The 17,961-nt window shown below is 61.2% G+C and carries 19 protein-coding genes; 11 read left to right on the top strand and 8 right to left on the bottom strand.

From position 1 onward, the window contains the following. Positions 1-79 precede the first annotated feature (79 nt). Positions 80-376, bottom strand: coding sequence for a hypothetical protein (locus IV89_RS11335; RefSeq protein WP_037943887.1), 297 nt, complete (start codon positions 374-376; stop codon positions 80-82). Between the two features lie 79 nt (positions 377-455). On the opposite strand from IV89_RS11335, the gene IV89_RS11330 reads away from it, so the two are divergent. Then, a complete protein-coding gene (locus IV89_RS11330; RefSeq protein WP_037943890.1) occupies positions 456-1,043 on the top strand; it encodes a TetR/AcrR family transcriptional regulator in 588 nt (195 codons plus the stop codon). 48 nt (positions 1,044-1,091) lie between these two features. On the opposite strand, the gene IV89_RS11325 is transcribed toward IV89_RS11330, so the two are convergent. From IV89_RS11325 to IV89_RS11315, 3 genes are all read right to left on the bottom strand, one after another. Next, positions 1,092-1,772, bottom strand: coding sequence for a nitroreductase (locus IV89_RS11325; protein WP_037943891.1), 681 nt, complete (start codon positions 1,770-1,772; stop codon positions 1,092-1,094). 93 nt (positions 1,773-1,865) lie between these two features. Further along, positions 1,866-3,239: an L-serine ammonia-lyase gene (locus tag IV89_RS11320; protein WP_037943892.1), complete on the bottom strand. Its 1,374-nt coding sequence runs from the start codon at positions 3,237-3,239 to the stop codon at positions 1,866-1,868. Continuing rightward, positions 3,239-3,925: a glutathione S-transferase family protein gene (locus IV89_RS11315; protein WP_037943895.1), complete on the bottom strand. Its 687-nt coding sequence runs from the start codon at positions 3,923-3,925 to the stop codon at positions 3,239-3,241. The genes IV89_RS11320 and IV89_RS11315 overlap by 1 nt, the downstream gene beginning before the upstream one ends. Positions 3,926-4,153: 228 nt before the next feature. Between IV89_RS11315 and rpiA the strand changes: the two genes are divergently transcribed. From rpiA to IV89_RS11285, 6 genes are all read left to right on the top strand, one after another. Next, a complete protein-coding gene (gene rpiA, locus IV89_RS11310) occupies positions 4,154-4,942 on the top strand; it encodes a ribose-5-phosphate isomerase RpiA (protein ID WP_005852551.1) in 789 nt (262 codons plus the stop codon). A gap of 21 nt (positions 4,943-4,963) precedes the next feature. Further along, positions 4,964-6,430, top strand: coding sequence for an FAD-dependent oxidoreductase (locus IV89_RS11305; protein WP_037943896.1), 1,467 nt, complete (start codon positions 4,964-4,966; stop codon positions 6,428-6,430). Between the two features lie 93 nt (positions 6,431-6,523). After that, on the top strand, positions 6,524-7,747 hold the full coding sequence (hflK, locus tag IV89_RS11300; RefSeq protein WP_181358632.1) for an FtsH protease activity modulator HflK: 1,224 nt from the start codon (positions 6,524-6,526) through the stop codon (positions 7,745-7,747). Continuing rightward, positions 7,747-8,658 (top strand): protease modulator HflC, encoded by a 912-nt coding sequence (locus IV89_RS11295; RefSeq protein WP_009826613.1) that lies wholly within the window; start codon positions 7,747-7,749, stop codon positions 8,656-8,658. Before hflK ends, IV89_RS11295 begins: the two co-directional genes overlap by 1 nt. Before the next feature lie 240 nt (positions 8,659-8,898). After that, complete coding sequence (locus tag IV89_RS11290; RefSeq protein ID WP_037943900.1) at positions 8,899-10,383, top strand: DegQ family serine endoprotease; 1,485 nt, start codon at positions 8,899-8,901, stop codon at positions 10,381-10,383. A 141-nt stretch (positions 10,384-10,524) separates the two neighbouring features. Further along, positions 10,525-11,211: a TetR/AcrR family transcriptional regulator gene (locus tag IV89_RS11285; RefSeq protein WP_235183770.1), complete on the top strand. Its 687-nt coding sequence runs from the start codon at positions 10,525-10,527 to the stop codon at positions 11,209-11,211. On the opposite strand, the gene IV89_RS11280 is transcribed toward IV89_RS11285, so the two are convergent. Then, positions 11,208-11,618 (bottom strand): Fur family transcriptional regulator, encoded by a 411-nt coding sequence (locus tag IV89_RS11280; RefSeq protein ID WP_005852561.1) that lies wholly within the window; start codon positions 11,616-11,618, stop codon positions 11,208-11,210. The two genes, IV89_RS11285 and IV89_RS11280, sit on opposite strands and share 4 nt — an antisense overlap. A gap of 200 nt (positions 11,619-11,818) precedes the next feature. On the opposite strand from IV89_RS11280, the gene IV89_RS11275 reads away from it, so the two are divergent. Genes IV89_RS11275 through IV89_RS11260 form a run of 4 tightly spaced genes read left to right on the top strand, consistent with a single transcriptional unit; the run spans position 11,819 to position 15,290 of the window. Continuing rightward, a complete protein-coding gene (locus tag IV89_RS11275) occupies positions 11,819-12,670 on the top strand; it encodes a metal ABC transporter substrate-binding protein (RefSeq protein ID WP_037944983.1) in 852 nt (283 codons plus the stop codon). Positions 12,671-12,682: 12 nt separating this feature from the next. After that, complete coding sequence (locus tag IV89_RS11270; protein ID WP_037943901.1) at positions 12,683-13,579, top strand: manganese/iron ABC transporter ATP-binding protein; 897 nt, start codon at positions 12,683-12,685, stop codon at positions 13,577-13,579. Further along, positions 13,576-14,451, top strand: coding sequence for a metal ABC transporter permease (locus IV89_RS11265; RefSeq protein ID WP_005852566.1), 876 nt, complete (start codon positions 13,576-13,578; stop codon positions 14,449-14,451). Before IV89_RS11270 ends, IV89_RS11265 begins: the two co-directional genes overlap by 4 nt. Next, positions 14,448-15,290: a metal ABC transporter permease gene (locus IV89_RS11260; protein ID WP_037943903.1), complete on the top strand. Its 843-nt coding sequence runs from the start codon at positions 14,448-14,450 to the stop codon at positions 15,288-15,290. Before IV89_RS11265 ends, IV89_RS11260 begins: the two co-directional genes overlap by 4 nt. A 21-nt stretch (positions 15,291-15,311) precedes the next feature. On the opposite strand, the gene IV89_RS11255 is transcribed toward IV89_RS11260, so the two are convergent. Genes IV89_RS11255 through IV89_RS11245 form a run of 3 tightly spaced genes read right to left on the bottom strand, consistent with a single transcriptional unit; the run spans position 15,312 to position 17,767 of the window. Beyond that, positions 15,312-16,118, bottom strand: coding sequence for a carbohydrate ABC transporter permease (locus IV89_RS11255; protein WP_051843949.1), 807 nt, complete (start codon positions 16,116-16,118; stop codon positions 15,312-15,314). Continuing rightward, a complete protein-coding gene (locus IV89_RS11250; RefSeq protein ID WP_037943904.1) occupies positions 16,118-16,990 on the bottom strand; it encodes a sugar ABC transporter permease in 873 nt (290 codons plus the stop codon). Before IV89_RS11250 ends, IV89_RS11255 begins: the two co-directional genes overlap by 1 nt. Positions 16,991-17,011: 21 nt before the next feature. Further along, positions 17,012-17,767: a DeoR/GlpR family DNA-binding transcription regulator gene (locus IV89_RS11245; RefSeq protein ID WP_037943905.1), complete on the bottom strand. Its 756-nt coding sequence runs from the start codon at positions 17,765-17,767 to the stop codon at positions 17,012-17,014. Between the last annotated feature and the right edge of the window lie 194 nt (positions 17,768-17,961).

Genomic DNA, 17,961 nt, shown 5'->3' with positions numbered 1-17,961 from the left:
AGCGGGCTGCGGCGTTTAGGGGGTTTAGCCGCGATGTAGCCCTTTCCCACCGCGCACGCAACGCGACATTGCATGCGGCTTATTGCAAACCTTGGGACAAACGCTGCTTTTCCGGCCCCGACAGAACCGATCCGCGCAAGCGCGCCGCGCGCGCCTGCAACCGTTCGACCCGCGATGTCAGCCCGTTTTCGGTTTGCGGGATGTTCACCTGTCCGGCCTCGGCCTTGGCAAGCAGCGGATCGACCGGAACAAGCGCGGGATAGTCCGAGGCGAGAAGCTCGGGCGTGGCACGGCTGTCAAGCGCGGGAAACTGCGTGCAGGCCGCGGGCAGGGTCAGCGCGGCAAGGCAGAGCGGAAGAAGGATACGGTGCGTCATAGGTCAGTCATGCACCAGCGACGGAAATCGCGCAAGCAGGGGTTTGCCTTTGAACATGCGTTCAATTAACCTTTGACCCATGGCGCGTACAACCGGATCACATTCTGACATCACTCGGCCCAAAATCCGCGCGGCAGCGTTGCGGCTTTTCGCCCGTCACGGCTTTGCTGCCGTATCCATGCGGGCACTGGCGACGGAAGTCGGGGTGCAGGCGGGCGCATTGTATAATTACACGCCGGACAAGCAGACGTTGTTGTTCAGCCTGTTGCAGGACCATATGAACGACCTGCTTGCGGCCTGTGACAGTGACCCCAGTCAAAGCGCGGTGGATCGCTTGCGCCGATTTGTCGATTTTCACATCCGCTTTCACGCCGACCGCCCGGACGAGGTTTTCATCTCTTATATGGAGCTGCGCAACCTCACGCCCGAGAATTTCGCCGAGGTCGAAGCATTGCGCCGCCAGTATGAAGACCGGCTAGAGACGATTTTGCGCGACGGGGCGGCGGCGGGGGATTTCGCCATCGCGGATACCAAGATCGCGACCTTGGCGGTGATTGCGATGCTGACAGGGGTGAATACGTGGTTTCGCGCAGGCGGACGGCTGTCGCTGGACGAGGTAATCGCGCAATATTGGGATATGGTGCGCAAGTCCGTCACGGCGGGTTAGGCCCCCGCGCGTGACGCTGGTTTTCACGGCGCTTAGGGGCGCAGGGCGTTAATCGTCAAAGCCGACGAACCGCGTGACCTCTTCGACGGGGCGGCGGGTAGAGACGACGGCATTGGCCGAAAAATCCTCGTCCGGCCAGCCCATGGCGACGCAGGTCATGATCACCTGATCGTCGGGGATTTGCGCATGTTCACGCACCACAGGCGATTGCATGATACCCTGACCGTTGATCACGCAGCCCAGACCTTTGCTCCACGCGGCGAGGACAAGGCCGTAGGTCACCGCGCCCAGATCGAAATGCGCGATGGTGCCATTGTCATCCAGCGACTTGTCAAAGCAGACGACGATGGACACCGGCGCATCGAACTGGCGGAAGCCGCGCATCACCCAATCCTGGCGGCGCTCCTTGTCGTCGCGTTCGATCCCCATGGCGGCAAAGAGCTGTTTCGCGATGCCGACCTGCCGGTCTCGGTGAACACCGGCATAGGCCCCGTGATCGCTGATTTCACGTACCGGCGGCACGCCTTGCAACATACGGGTCGAATTCCCTTCACGGACTTTCTCAAGCGGTTCGCCGGTCAGCACATGCAGATGCCACGGCTGGGTGTTCATCGAGGATGGCGCGCGATTGGCCAGTGCGATGACCTCTTCCAGCAGGGCGCGCGGCACGGGGTCTTTCTTGAAGCCCCGGATGCTGCGCCGTTCCTGCATTGCCTGTTTCAGTTCCATCTTGCCCTCCCGCAAATTTCCTGACGGCTGTCAGACTGTTGCAGTTCCGCGGTGGGGTCAAGCGCGGGTGGGGCCGCGTGCCGCTGCGTCAGATCAGCAGTTCGGCACGTTGACCGCCAGCCCCCCAAGCGAGGTTTCTTTATACTTTTCAGACATATCCGCACCGGTCTGGCGCATGGTTTCGATGCAGGCGTCCAGCGGCACCAGATGCGTGCCGTCGCCGCGCAGCGCAAGCGACGCGGCGGAGACCGCTTTGATCGCGCCAAGCCCATTGCGTTCGATGCACGGCACCTGCACCAGACCGCGCACGGGGTCGCAGGTCATGCCCAGATGATGTTCCAGCGCGATTTCGGCGGCGTTCTCGATCTGCTGCGGCGTGCCGCCCATGACGGCACAAAGCCCGGCGGCCGACATGGCGGCGGCGCTGCCCACTTCGGCCTGACAGCCCGCTTCCGCCCCCGAAATCGACGCGTTGAATTTGACCAGCCCGCCGATCGCCGCAGCGGTGAGCAAGAAATCCTCGATATGCGCCTCTGATGCGCCGGGGACGTGATCCAGATAATAGCGCAAGGTCGCGGGCATCACACCCGCCGCGCCGTTGGTGGGGGCGGTGACGACTTGCCCACCGGCGGCGTTTTCCTCGTTCACCGCCATAGCGTAAACGCTCATCCAGTCGTTGATCGTGTGGGGCGCGCGCTGGTTCTGGCCGCGCTCCGACACCAGCGCATCATGGATCGCCTTGGCGCGGCGTTTGACGTTCAACCCGCCGGGCAGGATGCCATCGGTTTCGAGCCCGCGGTTGATGCAGTCGTTCATCACCTGCCACAGCCGCTTGGTGCCGTCGCGCAGCTGCGCCGCGCCGCCGCGCGATTCCTCGTTGGCGCGTTTCATCTGGGCGATGCTCTTGCCGGACTCTGCCGCCATCTGCAGCATCTCGGTTGCGGATTTGAACGGGAAGGGCACCGGCGCGCCTTCGTCTGTGTCCTTGCCCGCCGCCAGTTCGGCTTCGGTCATCACGAAACCGCCGCCGATGGAATAATACGTTTCGCGCAGGGTGACATCGCCTTGGGCGTCGGTGGCCATCAGCATCATCCCGTTGGCGTGGCCGTCGAGCTTGGTGTCATAGTCAAAGATCATATCTGACTTGGGCGCGAAACTCAGCGTGCCAAACTCGGGCAGGGTGATCGTCTGCGTGCGGTTGATCTCGGCCAGTACCTCTTCGGCGCGGTCATTGTCGTAGTCTTGCGGCGTGAACCCCGCGAGGCCAAGGATCGTCGCGCGGTCCGTGGCGTGCCCCACACCGGTAAAGGCCAGACTGCCGTGCAGGGACGCGCGCAGGCCCGCGAATTTGAACGGGGAGGCGCGCATCAGGTCCAGAAACCGTGCCGCCGCCACCATCGGCCCCATCGTGTGCGAGGAGGACGGGCCGATGCCCACTTTGAACATATCGAAGACAGAGAGAAACATCAGGTGGCACTTCCTATGGGTGGGGTGGCAAGGCGGGGCGCGGTAAACGGCGTGGGCCCCAGCCCTTCGGCGGTTTGCGCGGCCGCCGTGCAGGGGAGCGTTTCGACCCTTGCGCAAAGCGCGTGCAGATGCGGGGTGGCGCGCAGATCGAACCAGCCGCGATCACGGTTGCGCGGATACAGCGCACACCAGCGCAACAGCGGGGCGAGGTAAAGCGCAAGCGCGAGTGGCAGCGTATCCGCCGCGGCCCGGTCATCCAGCCTGCGCAGGTGGGTCTGCAACGCTTGGGTTACGGTTGTGTGCAGCGCGTCTTGGGCGGCGTTGTCAGCGCCCACGTATTTATCAGGGTAAAACAGCATACGCAGGGCAGGGTGCACCGTATTGGCAACGAAAAACAACCACTTGAGGAAATCCGCCCGTGTGGCATCCGTCGCGGCAGGGGCCAGCCCCCCGTGCCGGTCCGCCAGCCACAGCAGGATTGCGCCGGTTTCAAACATCGGCCCGTCCGGCGTCTGCAACGCGGGGATCAGCCCGTGCGGATTCAGCGCCCGATAGGCGGGGGCAGACTGCCCCTGCGCCGCGCGATCGACCAGACAGGTGTCATAGGCCACGCCCTGCGCCTCGAGCGCGAGGCGGATGATCAGGGAGGCATTGTCGGGGGCGTAGTGCAGCGTGTAATCGGTCATAGGCCGGTGGTATCCCATTGCGCCGGAGGCGGGCGATTGAAAACGACCGATCTGCGCGGTTTGCGGTACTCTATCCAGATTATCGGTGCATAACACCCCCGTGGCGTCGTGGCGCAGGCCATGTGTCACCGCCCGCAGGCCAAGCGACGCGACGACAATGCGGTTTTGAGGGTCGCGCGCCGGCGCGGCTGCGTCTATAAGGGCGTCGATTAACGAGGAGTCGCTGCCATGACCGGAGAATTGTCACCCATCGATAAGGCCAAATTTGTCGCCGCCAAACGCGCTGCACAATTTGTAGAAGACGGAATGCGCGTCGGATTGGGCACCGGCTCTACCGCCGCGTGGCTGGTGCGCTGCCTGGGCGAGATGGTGCGCGACGACGGCTTGCGGATCAAGGGCGTGCCCACATCGACCCGCACTGCACAGCTGGCGCGCGAAGTGGGGATCGAGGTGATCAGCCTTGATGAAGCCAAATGGCTGGACCTGACCATCGACGGCGCGGACGAGTTCGACGGAGAGCTGAACCTGATCAAGGGCGGCGGCGGGGCCTTGCTGCAAGAAAAGATCGTGGCCACCGCATCCGATCAAATGGTTGTGATTGCCGACATCGGCAAAGAGGTCGAAACACTGGGCGCATTTCCCCTTCCGGTAGAGGTTATTCCCTTCGGATGGCAGACCACACAAGCGCTTGTCGAAGAGACTTTGGTGTCGATGGACGTGCTGGGGCGCAATTCCACGCTGCGTATGAACGGCGACATCCCCTTCGTGACGGACGAGGGGAATTACATCCTTGACCTGCATCTCAAGCGGATCGGCAACACCCGCCAGATGGCCTTGGTCATGAACCAGATGCCGGGCGTAGTTGAAAACGGGCTATTCATTGATATCTGTGATGCCGTGGTGATCGGCTATGGCGATGGCCGCGTCGAAGTGCGCGACATCAACGAAGGCACTGTTGATCGCGATAAGATGGAGTTTGTCGAGACGGATAACCTGTTCTCCGACCTGAGCGATTAACAAAGAAAGGCCCCGGCCCAGATGAGCGATTTTGATTACGACCTTTTTGTCATTGGTGGCGGTTCCGGCGGTGTGCGCGCGGCGCGTGTTGCGGCAGGCGAATACGGGGCCAAAGTCGCCCTCGCCGAAGAGGACCGCTATGGCGGGACATGCGTGATCCGGGGCTGTGTGCCGAAAAAGCTGATGGTTTTTGCCTCGGGCTACGCCGAGCTGGTGGACGAGGCGCAGTGCTTTGGCTGGGACATCAAGCCGGGCACCTTCGACTGGCACGCGTTCAAGACCCGTTTGAACACGGAACTGGACCGGCTGGAAGGCGTCTATCGCAAGCTCTTGGCCAATTCGGAGGTCGATACCTTTGACCAGCGCGCCACAATCAAGGACGCGCATACGGTGCAGCTGGCCAATGGCGAAACCCGTACGGCCAAGCACATCTTGCTGGCCACCGGCGGCCGTCCGGTACGCCCTGATGTGCCGAACGCCCAGCTTGGGATCGTGTCGGACGATATCTTCCATCTCGAAAGCCTGCCCAAGTCGATCCTGATTGTGGGTGGCGGCTATATCGGATGTGAATTCGCCTGTATCCTGAATGGCTTGGGCGTCGAAGTGACGATGTACAACCGCGCGGCGCAGATCCTGCGCGGTTTTGATGACGAGGCCCGCGGACTGATCGCTGAATCGATGACAAATGCAGGCGTCGATATCCACTGCGGCACCAGCATCGTCGAAATGGCGCTGGAATCCGAACACGAGGCGGGCACCATGCCCAGCAACTCTGACGCGGCGATGGGGGCCACGGCTGAACAATCGAACGAGCTGAACAATTGCGACGCGCGCGCGGGCACGCAGGGGCCGATCTGGGTCAAAGCCTCCAACGGGGCCGAGAAGGTTTTTGACATGGTGCTGTTCGCCACAGGGCGCGCACCGAATACCGATGGCATGGGGCTGGAAGAGGTCGGCGTGTCGCTGGGCCGTCGCCAAGAGGTCGAAGTCGACGAATACAGCCAGTCGGGCGTCCCGTCGATCTATGCCATCGGCGATGTCACCGACCGCGTGAACCTGACACCGGTTGCGATCCGCGAAGGCATGGCTTTTGTGCAAACCGTCTTTGGCGGCAACCCGACGCCCGTGGATCACGACCTGATCCCGTCGGCCGTGTTCACACAGCCCGAATTCGGCACCGTCGGCCTGACAGAAGAGCAAGCGGCAGAGCAGGAACCGGTCGAGATTTACTCGGCGTCGTTCCGGCCCATGCAAACGGCCTTTGCCGAAAAGAACAAACGTGTGATGATGAAGCTGATCGTCAGCAAGGAAACACGCGTCGTTCTGGGGTGCCACATCGTCGCACCAAACGCGGGCGAGCTGATCCAGCTGGTGGGCATTGCCGTGAAGGCGGGGCTGACAAAAGAGCAATTCGATGCGACCTGCGCCGTGCACCCGACCATGTCCGAAGAGCTGGTCACCATGCGCAGTCCGACACGCACTGCTTGAAGTTCGGGCGAATATGCCCAACTCTGCACAAGATAAAACCGCGTAGGCGGTTGGGATAGGGCCGCTGTAGCGGCCATACATAGGGAAGAATTAATGGCTGGAAATACAGGCGGTCCTTGGGGCGGCGGAGGAAACTCAGGCGGTGGGAACAATGGTGGCGACCGCAACCGGCCCGGAGGGCAGCGGCCCACCGGTGGTGGCGGGCGCGGTCCGGGTGGTGACAAAGGTCAGATGCCCGAGATCGACGATCTGGTGAAAAAGGGTCAGGAACAGCTGCGCGTCCTCATGGGCGGCAAAGGCGGGACTCGTAACTCCGGCGGCTCTGGCGGGAATATGGGCGGCGCAGGCCCCAAGTTCACCCGCGGCACAGTGGGTCTGGGTCTGGTGGCGGCCGCTGTCGTCTGGGGGATGGCAAGCTTTTATACCGTGCGCCCCGAACAGCAGTCGATCGAACTTTTCCTTGGCGAATTTTCTGGTATCGGGACAGAGGGTCTGAACTTTGCCCCTTGGCCTTTTGTCACCGCCGAAGTCTTTGACGTGACCACCAACCGCGCCGAAACCATTGGCGCAGGACGCGGTGGCGACGACAACGAAGGGCTGATGCTGACCACGGATGAAAACATCGTCGACATCGACTTTCAGGTCGTCTGGAACGTAAAGAACGCCGAGAACTTCAAGTTCTCGCTGCGGGATCCGCAAATGGCGGTGCGTGCGATTTCTGAATCCGCCATGCGCGAGATCATCGCCCAGTCCGAGCTGGCACCGATCCTCAACCGTGACCGTGCCACCATCGAAGCCTCCGCGCGCGAGCTGATCCAGACCACGCTTGATAACCGCGAGACCGGGATCAACATCATCCGCGTCAACTTCAACAAGGTGGATCCGCCCAGCCAGACGGTCACCGTGACGGATGCAAACGGCAACACGACGCAGGAATCCGTCATCGACGCCTTCCGCGACGTGCAAGCTGCCGAACAGGAACGCGATCGGGTGGAACGTCAGGCTGACGCTTATGCCAACCGCCGCACCGCCGAAGCCCGTGGTGAATCCGCCCGTCTGCTGGAAGCCGCCGAAGGTTACCGCGCACGTGTGGTCAACGACGCCGTGGGTGAGGCAAGCCGCTTTGAAGCGGTATTGCAGGAATATGCAGCAGCACCCGATGTGACCCGTCGTCGTCTGTACATCGAAACCATGGAGAAAGTACTGGGAGACGTGGACAAGATCATTCTTGAAAACGGCTCTGACGGAACCGGGCAGGGGGTCGTGCCTTACCTGCCGCTCAATGAACTCCGCAACTCCAACCGAGGATCGAACTGATGCGTAAACTCAATATCCTCATCCCCGTGGTTGTGATCGCAGCCGTTGTCGCCCTGTCGTCGATCTTTATCGTGGACGAACGTGAACGCGCGCTGGTGCTGCGTTTCGGCCAGATCAAACAGGTGCGTGAAGACGCGGGCATCGGGTTCAAAATCCCGCTGCTGGATGAAGTCGTCCGCTACGACGACCGTATCCTGTCGCTTGAAACGCCGATGATCGAGGTCACCCCCGCCGATGACCGTCGTCTCGAAGTGGATGCCTTTGTGCTGTACCGCATCAATAGCGTCCGCCAGTTCCGTCAGGCCCTTGGCACCGACGGTGGCCGTCAGGCGGAAATCCAGTTGAACGGTATTCTTGACGGTCAGATCCGTGCGGTTCTGGGCTCGCAGGGGGTGACATCCAACACCATCCTGTCGCCCGAACGCTCTGCACTGATGGACCAGATCCGCGAACGTTCTGATGCGCGTGCGCAGGCGCTTGGTCTGGATGTGGTCGATGTGCGTTTGCGCCAGACCAACCTGCCAGAGCAGAACTTTGACGCGACCCTGCAGCGGATGATCGCTGAACGTGACCGCGAAGCGACCGATGAACGCGCCCGTGGCCGCGAGGCGGCGCAACGTGTCACCGCCCTTGCGGATCGTACCTACGAGGAAATCCTGTCGGAAGCCCGTCGTGACGCCCGTATCACCGAAGGTGAGGCCGACGCCGAGCGGAATAAGATCTTCGCGCAAGCCTATTCCAAGGATGCGGAGTTCTTTGAATTCTACCGCTCGCTCAGCGCTTACGAGCAAGCGTTGAAGGGCGAGAATTCTACCATGGTGATGTCGCCCGACAGCGAGTTCTTTAACTATCTCAAGTCGGACGAAGGCAGCCGCAGCCAACGCGCGACCACCACCGGGACTGGCAACTGATCCTATCCACGGTGCACTTTTAAACAGGGGCTGGCAGAAATGCCGGCCCCTGTTTCGTTTGGGGGCATGACCCCGGGATCAACGGGATAAGGGGCGGCAATTTCGCATAGAAACCCAGGGTCGCGTTGACATGCGCGTGAGGATGACCATCTTTCACCTTGCAGCAGTGGGTTTGCAGATGCACTCTGCCAAGGACACACAAACGGGGTGTATCGCCCCTTATAAAACCGGAGTTGACGAATGCAGCCAAAGGCCGTTTCCCTGTCGCGTACCGACGCAATATCGCCCCAGATCAAATGGTTGATGATGGGTATGCTGGCGCTGGCTTTTGTCCTGATGCAGGCCGTGGTCGCGCTGGCCAAACCCGAAAGCCTTGCGCCGCTTGCGGAAAAGATCAGCCCGTCGGTCGTGAATATCACCACCTCCACCACCGTAGAAGGGCGCACCGGCCCCCGTGGCATCGTGCCCGAAGGCTCCCCCTTCGAGGATTTCTTCAAGGAATTCCGTGACCGCAACAATGGTGGCGAAGCCCCCGCGCCACGCAAATCATCGGCGCTTGGGTCGGGGTTTGTTATCTCTGAAGACGGGTTCGTCGTGACCAACAACCACGTGATCGAAGGCGCCGACGAGATTACCATCGAGTTTTTCACTGGCCTTGAACTGAAGGCCGAAGTCATCGGCACCGACCCCAACACCGATATTGCCCTGCTTAAGGTTGAAGCCCCAAGCGCGCTGCCGTTCGTCAGCTTCGGCGACAGCAATGCCGCCCGCGTTGGTGACTGGGTGCTGGCCATGGGGAACCCGCTGGGGCAGGGGTTTTCCGTCTCGGCCGGTATCGTCTCGGCGCGCAACCGTGCTTTGTCGGGCACCTATGATGACTATATCCAGACGGACGCTGCCATTAACCGCGGCAACTCCGGCGGGCCGTTGTTCAATATGGACGGCGAAGTCATTGGCGTGAACACCGCGATCCTGTCGCCTAACGGCGGCTCCATCGGGATCGGTTTCTCGATGGCGTCGAATGTTGTGACGCGTGTTGTGAACCAGCTTAAGGAATTCGGCGAAACCCGTCGCGGCTGGTTGGGTGTGCGTATTCAGGACGTTACTCAGGATGTGGCCGACGCGATGGGGCTTGCCAAAGCGTCCGGCGCGTTGATCACCGATGTACCGGACGGCCCTGCCAAGGATGCGGGCCTGAAAACCGGTGATGTGATCCTCAGCTTTGCAGGGGTCGAGGTCGAAGACACCCGCGGTCTGGTCCGTCAGGTGGGCAACAGCACCGTCGGGGCCTCGGTCCGCGTCACTGTCCTGCGCGAGGGGAAATCCCAGACGCTCAAGGTCAAGCTGGGCCGCCGCGAAGATGCCGAAGGGGCAGGGGCGTCTGCGTCTGAGCCAGAGGATGAGGCAGAGCCCGAAGCGCCTGCGTCAAAGTCGGTGCTTGGTCTGACAATCACGCCGCTGACGGATGATCTGCGTACCGAACTTGGGGCGGATGATTCAGTCGAGGGTCTGGCCGTGACCGAGGTGGACGAGATGTCGGAAGCCTTCGAGAAAGGCCTGCGTGTAGGGGACATCATCACCGAGGCGGGCCAACAGCCGATCCTGTCCATCACCGATCTGGAGGACCGGATCACCGAGGCCAAAGACGGCGGCCGCAAGTCGTTGTTGCTGTTGGTGCGCCGCGCAGGTGACCCGCGCTTTGTGGCCTTGGGTCTGGGCGACTAAACCCGCCCCACATCGCTGGAAAAATACTGCCCCCGTCGGTCCCCGTACCGGCGGGGGTTTTGCGTGGGGCGCGTCTGCACGCTGCCGGTTGTTTCGCATATCGAAAGCCGATAGGATTTACGTCAAATGAAGGACAGCCCCATGCACGACACATCCACGACGGCCATTCGCAGCGATCGGCTGTCTGCGCTGCGCACCCAAATGCTGGCAGAGGCGGAGATTACCAGCGTGCAGAACCAGTCGCTGATCCAAAGCCGCCGCGAACAGATTTGCGAGGCGGCCTTGTCGCTGTTTCTTGAAAAAGGCTTTGCCGCGACCACGATCCGCGACATCTGTGCGCGCTCGGGCGTCAATCAGGCCAGCATCTATGATTATATCGCGAATAAGAACGACATCCTGCGCCGCCTGCTGAACCAGCTGTGGTTCCGCGAAGACGTGTCGACGCTGCCGATCATCCTGCTGGATGAAAACCTGTCACTTGAGGACGCGTTCGAGAAATACTTCCGCGAAAGCTGGTCGATGAAACGGGATGGCACGTTGCTGGCCTATCGGTGCGTGCCGCATATGCAGGCCGAAGACCGCCGCGCCCTGCATGCGCGCGAGTTTGCGGTGATGAAGGATCTGGCCGACCAGCTTGCCCCGCGTCTGGGGATGCACAGCGACGATCAACGGCTTGATATCGTTGCCAATCTGATGGTGTTCCTGTCAGCCTTTGGCCCGATGCGCGACTGGCTGATCCGTGACATCCCGGACGAGGTGATCCTGCGCACGATCTCGGCCGGTGCGGCGGCGATGGTCAGATCGCTTGCGGATCAGACGCAGACCTAAAGCTTGCGGGCGCGAATGACCGTGTGGTGGCTGACCAGCTCATAGCCCATCTCGGCCGCGACACGATCCAGCAGCGTCGCGATCTCGGTCCCTGGAATCTCTACCAGATCCCCACTGTCGACATCGACCAGATGGTCGTGGTCCGTGTGGGGCATCATCTCGTAGCGGGCAGGGGCATCATCCAGCACCAGTTTGCGCACCAGCCCCGCGTTTTCAAGCACTGACATCGTGCGATAGACCGTGGCAACGGATACAGTGTCATCCAACCTGCGTGCCTTTTCATACAGGTCTTCGACATTGGGGTGATCGTCGGTTTCCGACAGCAGCGATACGATGGTTGTGCGCTGTGGTGTGACCCGCAGGCCCGCTTCACGCAGCAATTGCTTGTAATCAGCGCTGTGGGTCAAACCGATGTCCTTTCTCGTCTGCCTTCTTGTTACGCAAGATTCTCCTTGCCCGCAAGTTTATGCGACCTATTCTTATTTGCATGTTTGACATATGCGACTAATTCGCATTTACATCTAGCGAACGCATTGGTCCTTGGAGGAACAGAATGAGAAAGAATGTGCTGGCGTCGGTTTTTGCTCCGGTTCTTGGTGTTGCAGCGATGGCGGGCGTGCCTGCGGTTGCGGCTGATTTCAAAGTCGTCACGACCTTTACGGTTCTTGCCGATATGGCGCAGCAGGTGGGCGGCGATGCGGCAGAGGTGGTATCGATCACCAAGCCGGGTGCGGAAATCCACGGCTATGAACCCACCCCGCGCGATATCGTGGGCGCGGTGGATGCTGATCTGATCCTGTGGAACGGTATGAACCTAGAGCTGTGGTTCGAGCAGTTCATCTCGAACCTCGGGGATATTCCGTCGGCCACGCTGACCGACGGGGTGGAGCCGATTTCGATCGGGGAGGGGGAGTATGAGGGCAAGCCGAACCCCCACGCCTGGATGGGGCTGGATAACGCGCTGATCTACGTCGACAACATCGCGGCAGCTTTTGCCGAACACGACCCTGACAATGCGGCGACCTATGCCGCCAATGCTGAAGGCTACAAACAGGAAATCCGCGATACGATCACGCCCCTGCGGGACCGCATTGCGCAAATCCCCGAAGACCAGCGTTGGCTGGTGACCTGTGAAGGGGCGTTCAGCTACCTCGCGCGGGATTTCGGGATGAAAGAGCTCTACCTCTGGCCGATGAACGCCGACCAGACCGGCACGCCGCAGCAGGTGCGCAACGTCATCGATTCCGTGCGCGACAATGATATTCCGGTCGTTTTCTGTGAAAGCACGGTGAACACCTCGCCTGCAAAGCAGGTCGCGCGGGAAACCGGCGCGGCCTATGGTGGTGTGCTTTATGTCGATAGCCTCAGCACCGCCGAGGGGCCCGTGCCAAGCTATCTGGACTTGCTGCGCGTGACCTCGCAGACTGTCGCGGACGGGCTGGATGCAGGCCTGAAGTAAATGGATACCCCTATGCACCCCGCCTCCACCACGACCCCTGATGCCGGGCTTGCGCCCGATGCGATCGGCATCAAGGCCACCGATGTGACCGTGACCTATCGCAACGGCCACACCGCGCTTTATGATGCCAGCTTCGAGATCCCGCGCGGTACGATCACGGCGCTGGTCGGGGTGAACGGGGCGGGGAAATCTACGCTGTTCAAGGCGATCATGGGCTTTGTGCCCGCCGCGCAGGGGCAGATCACCCTGCTCGGCAAGACCGTCAAACAGGCGTTGCGAGAAAACCTTGTGGCCTATGTCCCGCAGTCAGAAGAGGTCGATTGGGCCTTTCCGGTGCTGGTGCAGGATGTGGTAATGATGGGGCGCTATGGGCATATGGGGTTTCTGCGCCGTCCCAAAGCCGCCGATCATGCGGCGGTTGACGATGCTCTGCGCCGCGTCAATATGACCGATTTCCGCCACCGCCAGATCGGAGAGCTGTCCGGCGGGCAGCGCAAACGCGTTTTTCTGGCGCGCGCCTTGGCGCAGAACGGGCAGGTGATCCTGCTGGACGAACCCTTTACCGGCGTAGACGTGAAGACCGAGGACCAGATCATCGACCTGCTGCGCGAGTTGCGCGACGAAGGGCGGGTGATGCTCGTGTCGACGCATAACCTGGGCTCTGTCCCGGAATTCTGTGACCGGACCGTCTTGGTCAAGGGCACGGTGCTGGCCTATGGGCCGACGGAAACGGTCTTTACCCATGACAATCTGGAAACGGCTTTTGGCGGGGTGCTGCGGCACTTTACCCTTGGGGGGCAAGACCTGCACGATGATGACGACGGGCGCGAGCTGCGGATCATCACCGACGACGAACGCCCCTTCGTGCATTACGGCGAACGCATCGACACTTCCGAGGACGACACATGATCGACCTGCTGCTAGAGCCGTTCAGCTATGACTATATGTTCAACGCCATGTGGGTGTCAGCGATGGTGGGGGCGGTTTGCGCCTTTCTGTCGTGCTATCTGATGCTCAAGGGCTGGTCGCTGATCGGCGATGCGCTGAGCCATTCTGTCGTGCCCGGTGTGGCGGGGGCCTATATGCTGGGGCTACCCTTCGCGCTTGGCGCGTTTCTGGCGGGCGGCATGGCGGCGGGGGCGATGTTGTTTCTGTCGGGGCGGTCGGGGCTGAAGATCGACGTGATCATTGGCATCATCTTTACCGCATTTTTCGGCTTGGGCCTTTTCATGGTGTCGCTATCGCCCATGTCGGTCAGCATCCAGACCATCATTATGGGCAATATCCTTGCCATCGCGCCGCAGGATATCGTGCAGTTGGCGATCATCGGGGTTGTCTGTCTGACCGTGCTGCTGCTGAAGTGGAAAGACCTGATGGTCACCTTCTTTGATGAAAACCACGCACGCTCCATCGGGTTGCGGCCCGAGCTGTTGAAGGCGGTGTTCTTCATGCTGCTGTCGGCGGCGGTGGTGGCGGCGATGATGACCGTCGGAGCCTTTCTGGTGATCGCCATGGTCGTGACACCGGGGGCGACGGCCTATCTGCTGTGCGATCGTTTCCCGCGGCTGATCATCGTATCGGTGCTGATCGGCACGATCACCAGCTTTTTGGGGGCCTATGCCAGCTATTTTCTGGACGGGGCGACAGGCGGGGTGATCGTTACGCTGCAAACCGCGATCTTCCTGCTGGCCTTTGTTTTTGCGCCCAAACACGGTGTGCTGGCCGCGCGGCGCAAGGCTGCGGCGGCGCTCAAATCCTTGCGAGACGGGGTGGCCCCATGATCGAGACGTTGCTGTTTCCCTTTCAGTTTCCCTTCATGCAGAACGCTTTCTGGATCGTCCTGCTGGTCGCCCCGCCGACGGCGTTGCTGTCATGCTTTCTGGTGCTCAAGGGCTGGGCCTTGATGGGCGATGCGGTCAGCCATGCGGTCCTGCCGGGGGTCGTGCTGGCCTGGATCACGGGGCTGCCGCTGATTGTAGGGGCCTTTGCCGCGGGCATGTCCTGCGCGATGCTGACCGGATACCTGAGCTATAACAGCCGGATCAAACAGGACACCGTGATGGGGGTCGTCTTTTCGGGCATGTTCGGGATCGGCATCATCATGTACACCTCGATCACCACGAACCAGCATCTGGATCACGTGCTGTTCGGCAATATGCTGGGCGTCGGCGCGCAGGATCTTTGGACGGCGGGGCTGATCTCGGCCTTTGTGACGGCGTTTCTGGTGCTCAAGTGGAAAGATCTGCTGCTGCACGCCTTTGACCCCGCGCAGGCGCAGGCCAGCGGGCTGCACACGGGGTTCTTGCACTATGGGTTGCTGGCGGTGTTGTCGCTGACCATCGTGGCGACGCTGACGGCGACGGGGCTGATCCTTGCGGTGGCGTTGCTGGTCACACCGGGGGCGATTGCCTTTCTGGTGGTGCGCAGCTTTGGCCCGATGCTGATCGTATCTGTGCTGGTCTGCCTGTTGTCGATGTTCGCGGGCGTCTACGCCAGCTTCTTTCTGGACAGCGCACCGGCTCCGACAATCGTGTTGATCCTGACGGTGATCTTTGTCCTCGCCTTCATCAACCGTTTGCTGGTGACGCGCCGCACCTCGCGTCAGGCGGCACGGGGGTAGCCTTGAAGGGGAGGGCGGGCTCTAGACCCGCCCGACCTTGAACCCGCGGGACAGATGATTGCGCATGGCAAACAGCAGCAATGCGCCGGGCAGCATAGAGGTCAGCGTAAAGGCCATGACCATCCCGATATCCGTCTGAAAGCCGAACATCGCGCTGAGCGCCATAGAGATCGGCTTGCCGTTGGTGGTGGTCAGGATGCGGGCAAAGACGACTTCTACCCAGCTGAACATAAAGCAGAAAAACGCAGTCACCGCGATGCCGGGCGCGATCTGCGGCAGCAGGATTTTCCAGATATAGCGGGGGCGCGAATAGCCATCAAGGAACGCCGTCTCGTCCATTTCTCGCGGGACGGCGGCGATGAAGCCCTGCAGAATCCAGATCGACACCGGCAGGTTGAACAGACAATGGGCCAGCGCGATGCCAGTGACCGAGTTGACGATGCCAAGCACCGAGAAAAGCTGGAAGATCGGCAGGGTCAGCACCACGGGCGGGGTGATGCGAAAGGCGATGAAGCTGAAGAACAGGTGTTTGTCCCCCAGAAACGACAGCCGCGCAAAGGCAAAGGCTGCGGGCAGGGCGACGGGGATGGTGATCGCGATATTGATCAGCACATAGGCGACTGAATTGCCAAAGGCCGCGCGCAAGCTCGGATCGGCCCAGATGGCGCGATAGTTGCGCAGCGTCGTCTCGCCCAAGCTCAGCCCGTCCTGCGCCAGCGTCGCGGTAAAGCTCAGCACCGTCATCTGTACCAGTGGCAGGATGGTGAAGAGGATGAACGCCCCCAGCATCGCCAGTTTGATCACGGGCCATGCCCGACGCGGTATCATCACGGCACCCCCGGTTTGGGATCGTCAAGCTTGGCCTGCACCTTGGTAAAGACCCATGCGACCGATAGCACGATCAGGAAATATAGCACCGACCGCGCGGCCGAGGGGCCGTAGTTGAACGCCTTGATCTCCTCGCCCAGATCCACGGCGAGGAACAGGCTGGCCTCGGCCGGGCCGCCGGCATTGATCGGAAAGGCCTCGGTGTAGATCATGAAACTGTCCATGAACCGCAGCAGCACCGCCATGAGCAGCACATGCTGCAACCGCGGCAGTTGGATATGGCGAAACACCTGCCACGGACGCGCCCCATCGATGGCGGCCGCCTGATAAAGCGGATCGGGGATCGTGGTCAGCGCGCTATAGGCGAGGATGACCACAAGGCTGGTCCAGTGCCACGTGTCCATTGCCAAGATCACCACCCAGGTCAGCACGGCGCTGTTCTTCCACGCGGCGGGCCAACCGTAGCCCGCCAGCCACTGTCCCAAAATGCCTGTGTCGCCATCCATCAGGCTCAGCCAGAGCGCAGGGATCATGTTCCACGGTACCAGCAGCGGCAGCGACAGCACAGCCAAGGCCGCACCCGCCCAGATCCGTCCGCGCGGGATGCACAGGGCCAGCGCGATCCCCAGCGGGATCTGGATGCACAGCACAAAGGTCGAGAACAGCGCGCTGCGCCCGAAGCTCGCCCAGAAACGCGGGGCGGTGATCAGGTCGCGGAACCACTCTGTCCCGATCCAGAAGCGCGATTGCAGGGTGAAAATCTCGAAGAACGAATAGTTGATGACGGTGACCAGCGGGATCAGCCCGACCACCCCCAGCAAAAGGCAGGCGGGGGCGACAAAAAGCCAGCCGCGCGGGTCATGCTGCTTCATGGGGCTCTGTCCATGCTTGGGTCAGGCGGTCACAACCGAGGTGCCCCAGCCCGCGCATTCCGCCTTGAGCGCATCGGGTAGGTGGTGGTCGGTGAACAGCGTGTTCACATCGCGCAGCGAACAGATCGTCAGCGGGGCCTTGCGCTGGAACTTCAGGTGGTCGGCCACGACCATCACCGTGCGTGACCGCCCGATGGCGGACCGGCTGACCAGCACCTCTTGCCCGTCGAAATCCAGCAGATCGCCATCCGTATCAATGGCAGAACAGCCCAGAACCGAGAAATCGAACTTGAACTGCTTGACCATCTCGGCAGTCAGCCCGCCCACCATGCCACCATCCGCACGGCGCAAGACGCCGCCTGTCAGGATAATCTCGCAGCTTTGGTTGGCGGCAAGAATGTTGGCAATGTTGAGGTTGTTCGTCACCACCAGCAGGTTTTCGTGATGCAGCATTTCCTGCGCGACTGCCTCGGTACTGGTGCCGATGTTCATGAACACCGACGCCCCATGCGGTATAGCCTGCGCGCAATGTTCGGCGATGGCGCGTTTGCCTTCCTCGTTCAGGCGACGGCGTTCGTCATAGACGATATTCACCACCCCCGACGGGATCACCGCGCCGCCATGCACCCGTTCCAGCTTGCCGCTTTCAGCAAGCTCGGACAGGTCGCGGCGGATGGTCTGCACGGTAACATTATACGCCTCTGCCAGCCCGTCGACGGTGACTTTGCCGTCCTTGCGCGCCAGCTCCAAAATCTCGCGCTGTCTGAAATTTGACATAGATCCCCCCGTCTTTGGCTGGGGATGCCCAAGGTTTCTGCACGCCCGACCAAAACTTACAATCTACGGAAAGCGAAGCACGTCAAGGCCGCGAATCGTGGTATATCGTCTGTAAGGCGCAGAAATGCGCGTCAGGCGAAGGATTAATGCGCCTAAAATCAAGGCTATAGTCGAAAACGAAAAGAAACGAACGT

Origin of the sequence: Sulfitobacter sp. CB2047 (genome assembly GCF_000735125.2) — a bacterium.
GTDB lineage: Bacteria > Pseudomonadota > Alphaproteobacteria > Rhodobacterales > Rhodobacteraceae > Sulfitobacter > Sulfitobacter pontiacus.
The sequence above is the reverse complement of the archived record's forward strand: the minus strand, read 5'-3'. Positions and strand labels throughout refer to the sequence as shown.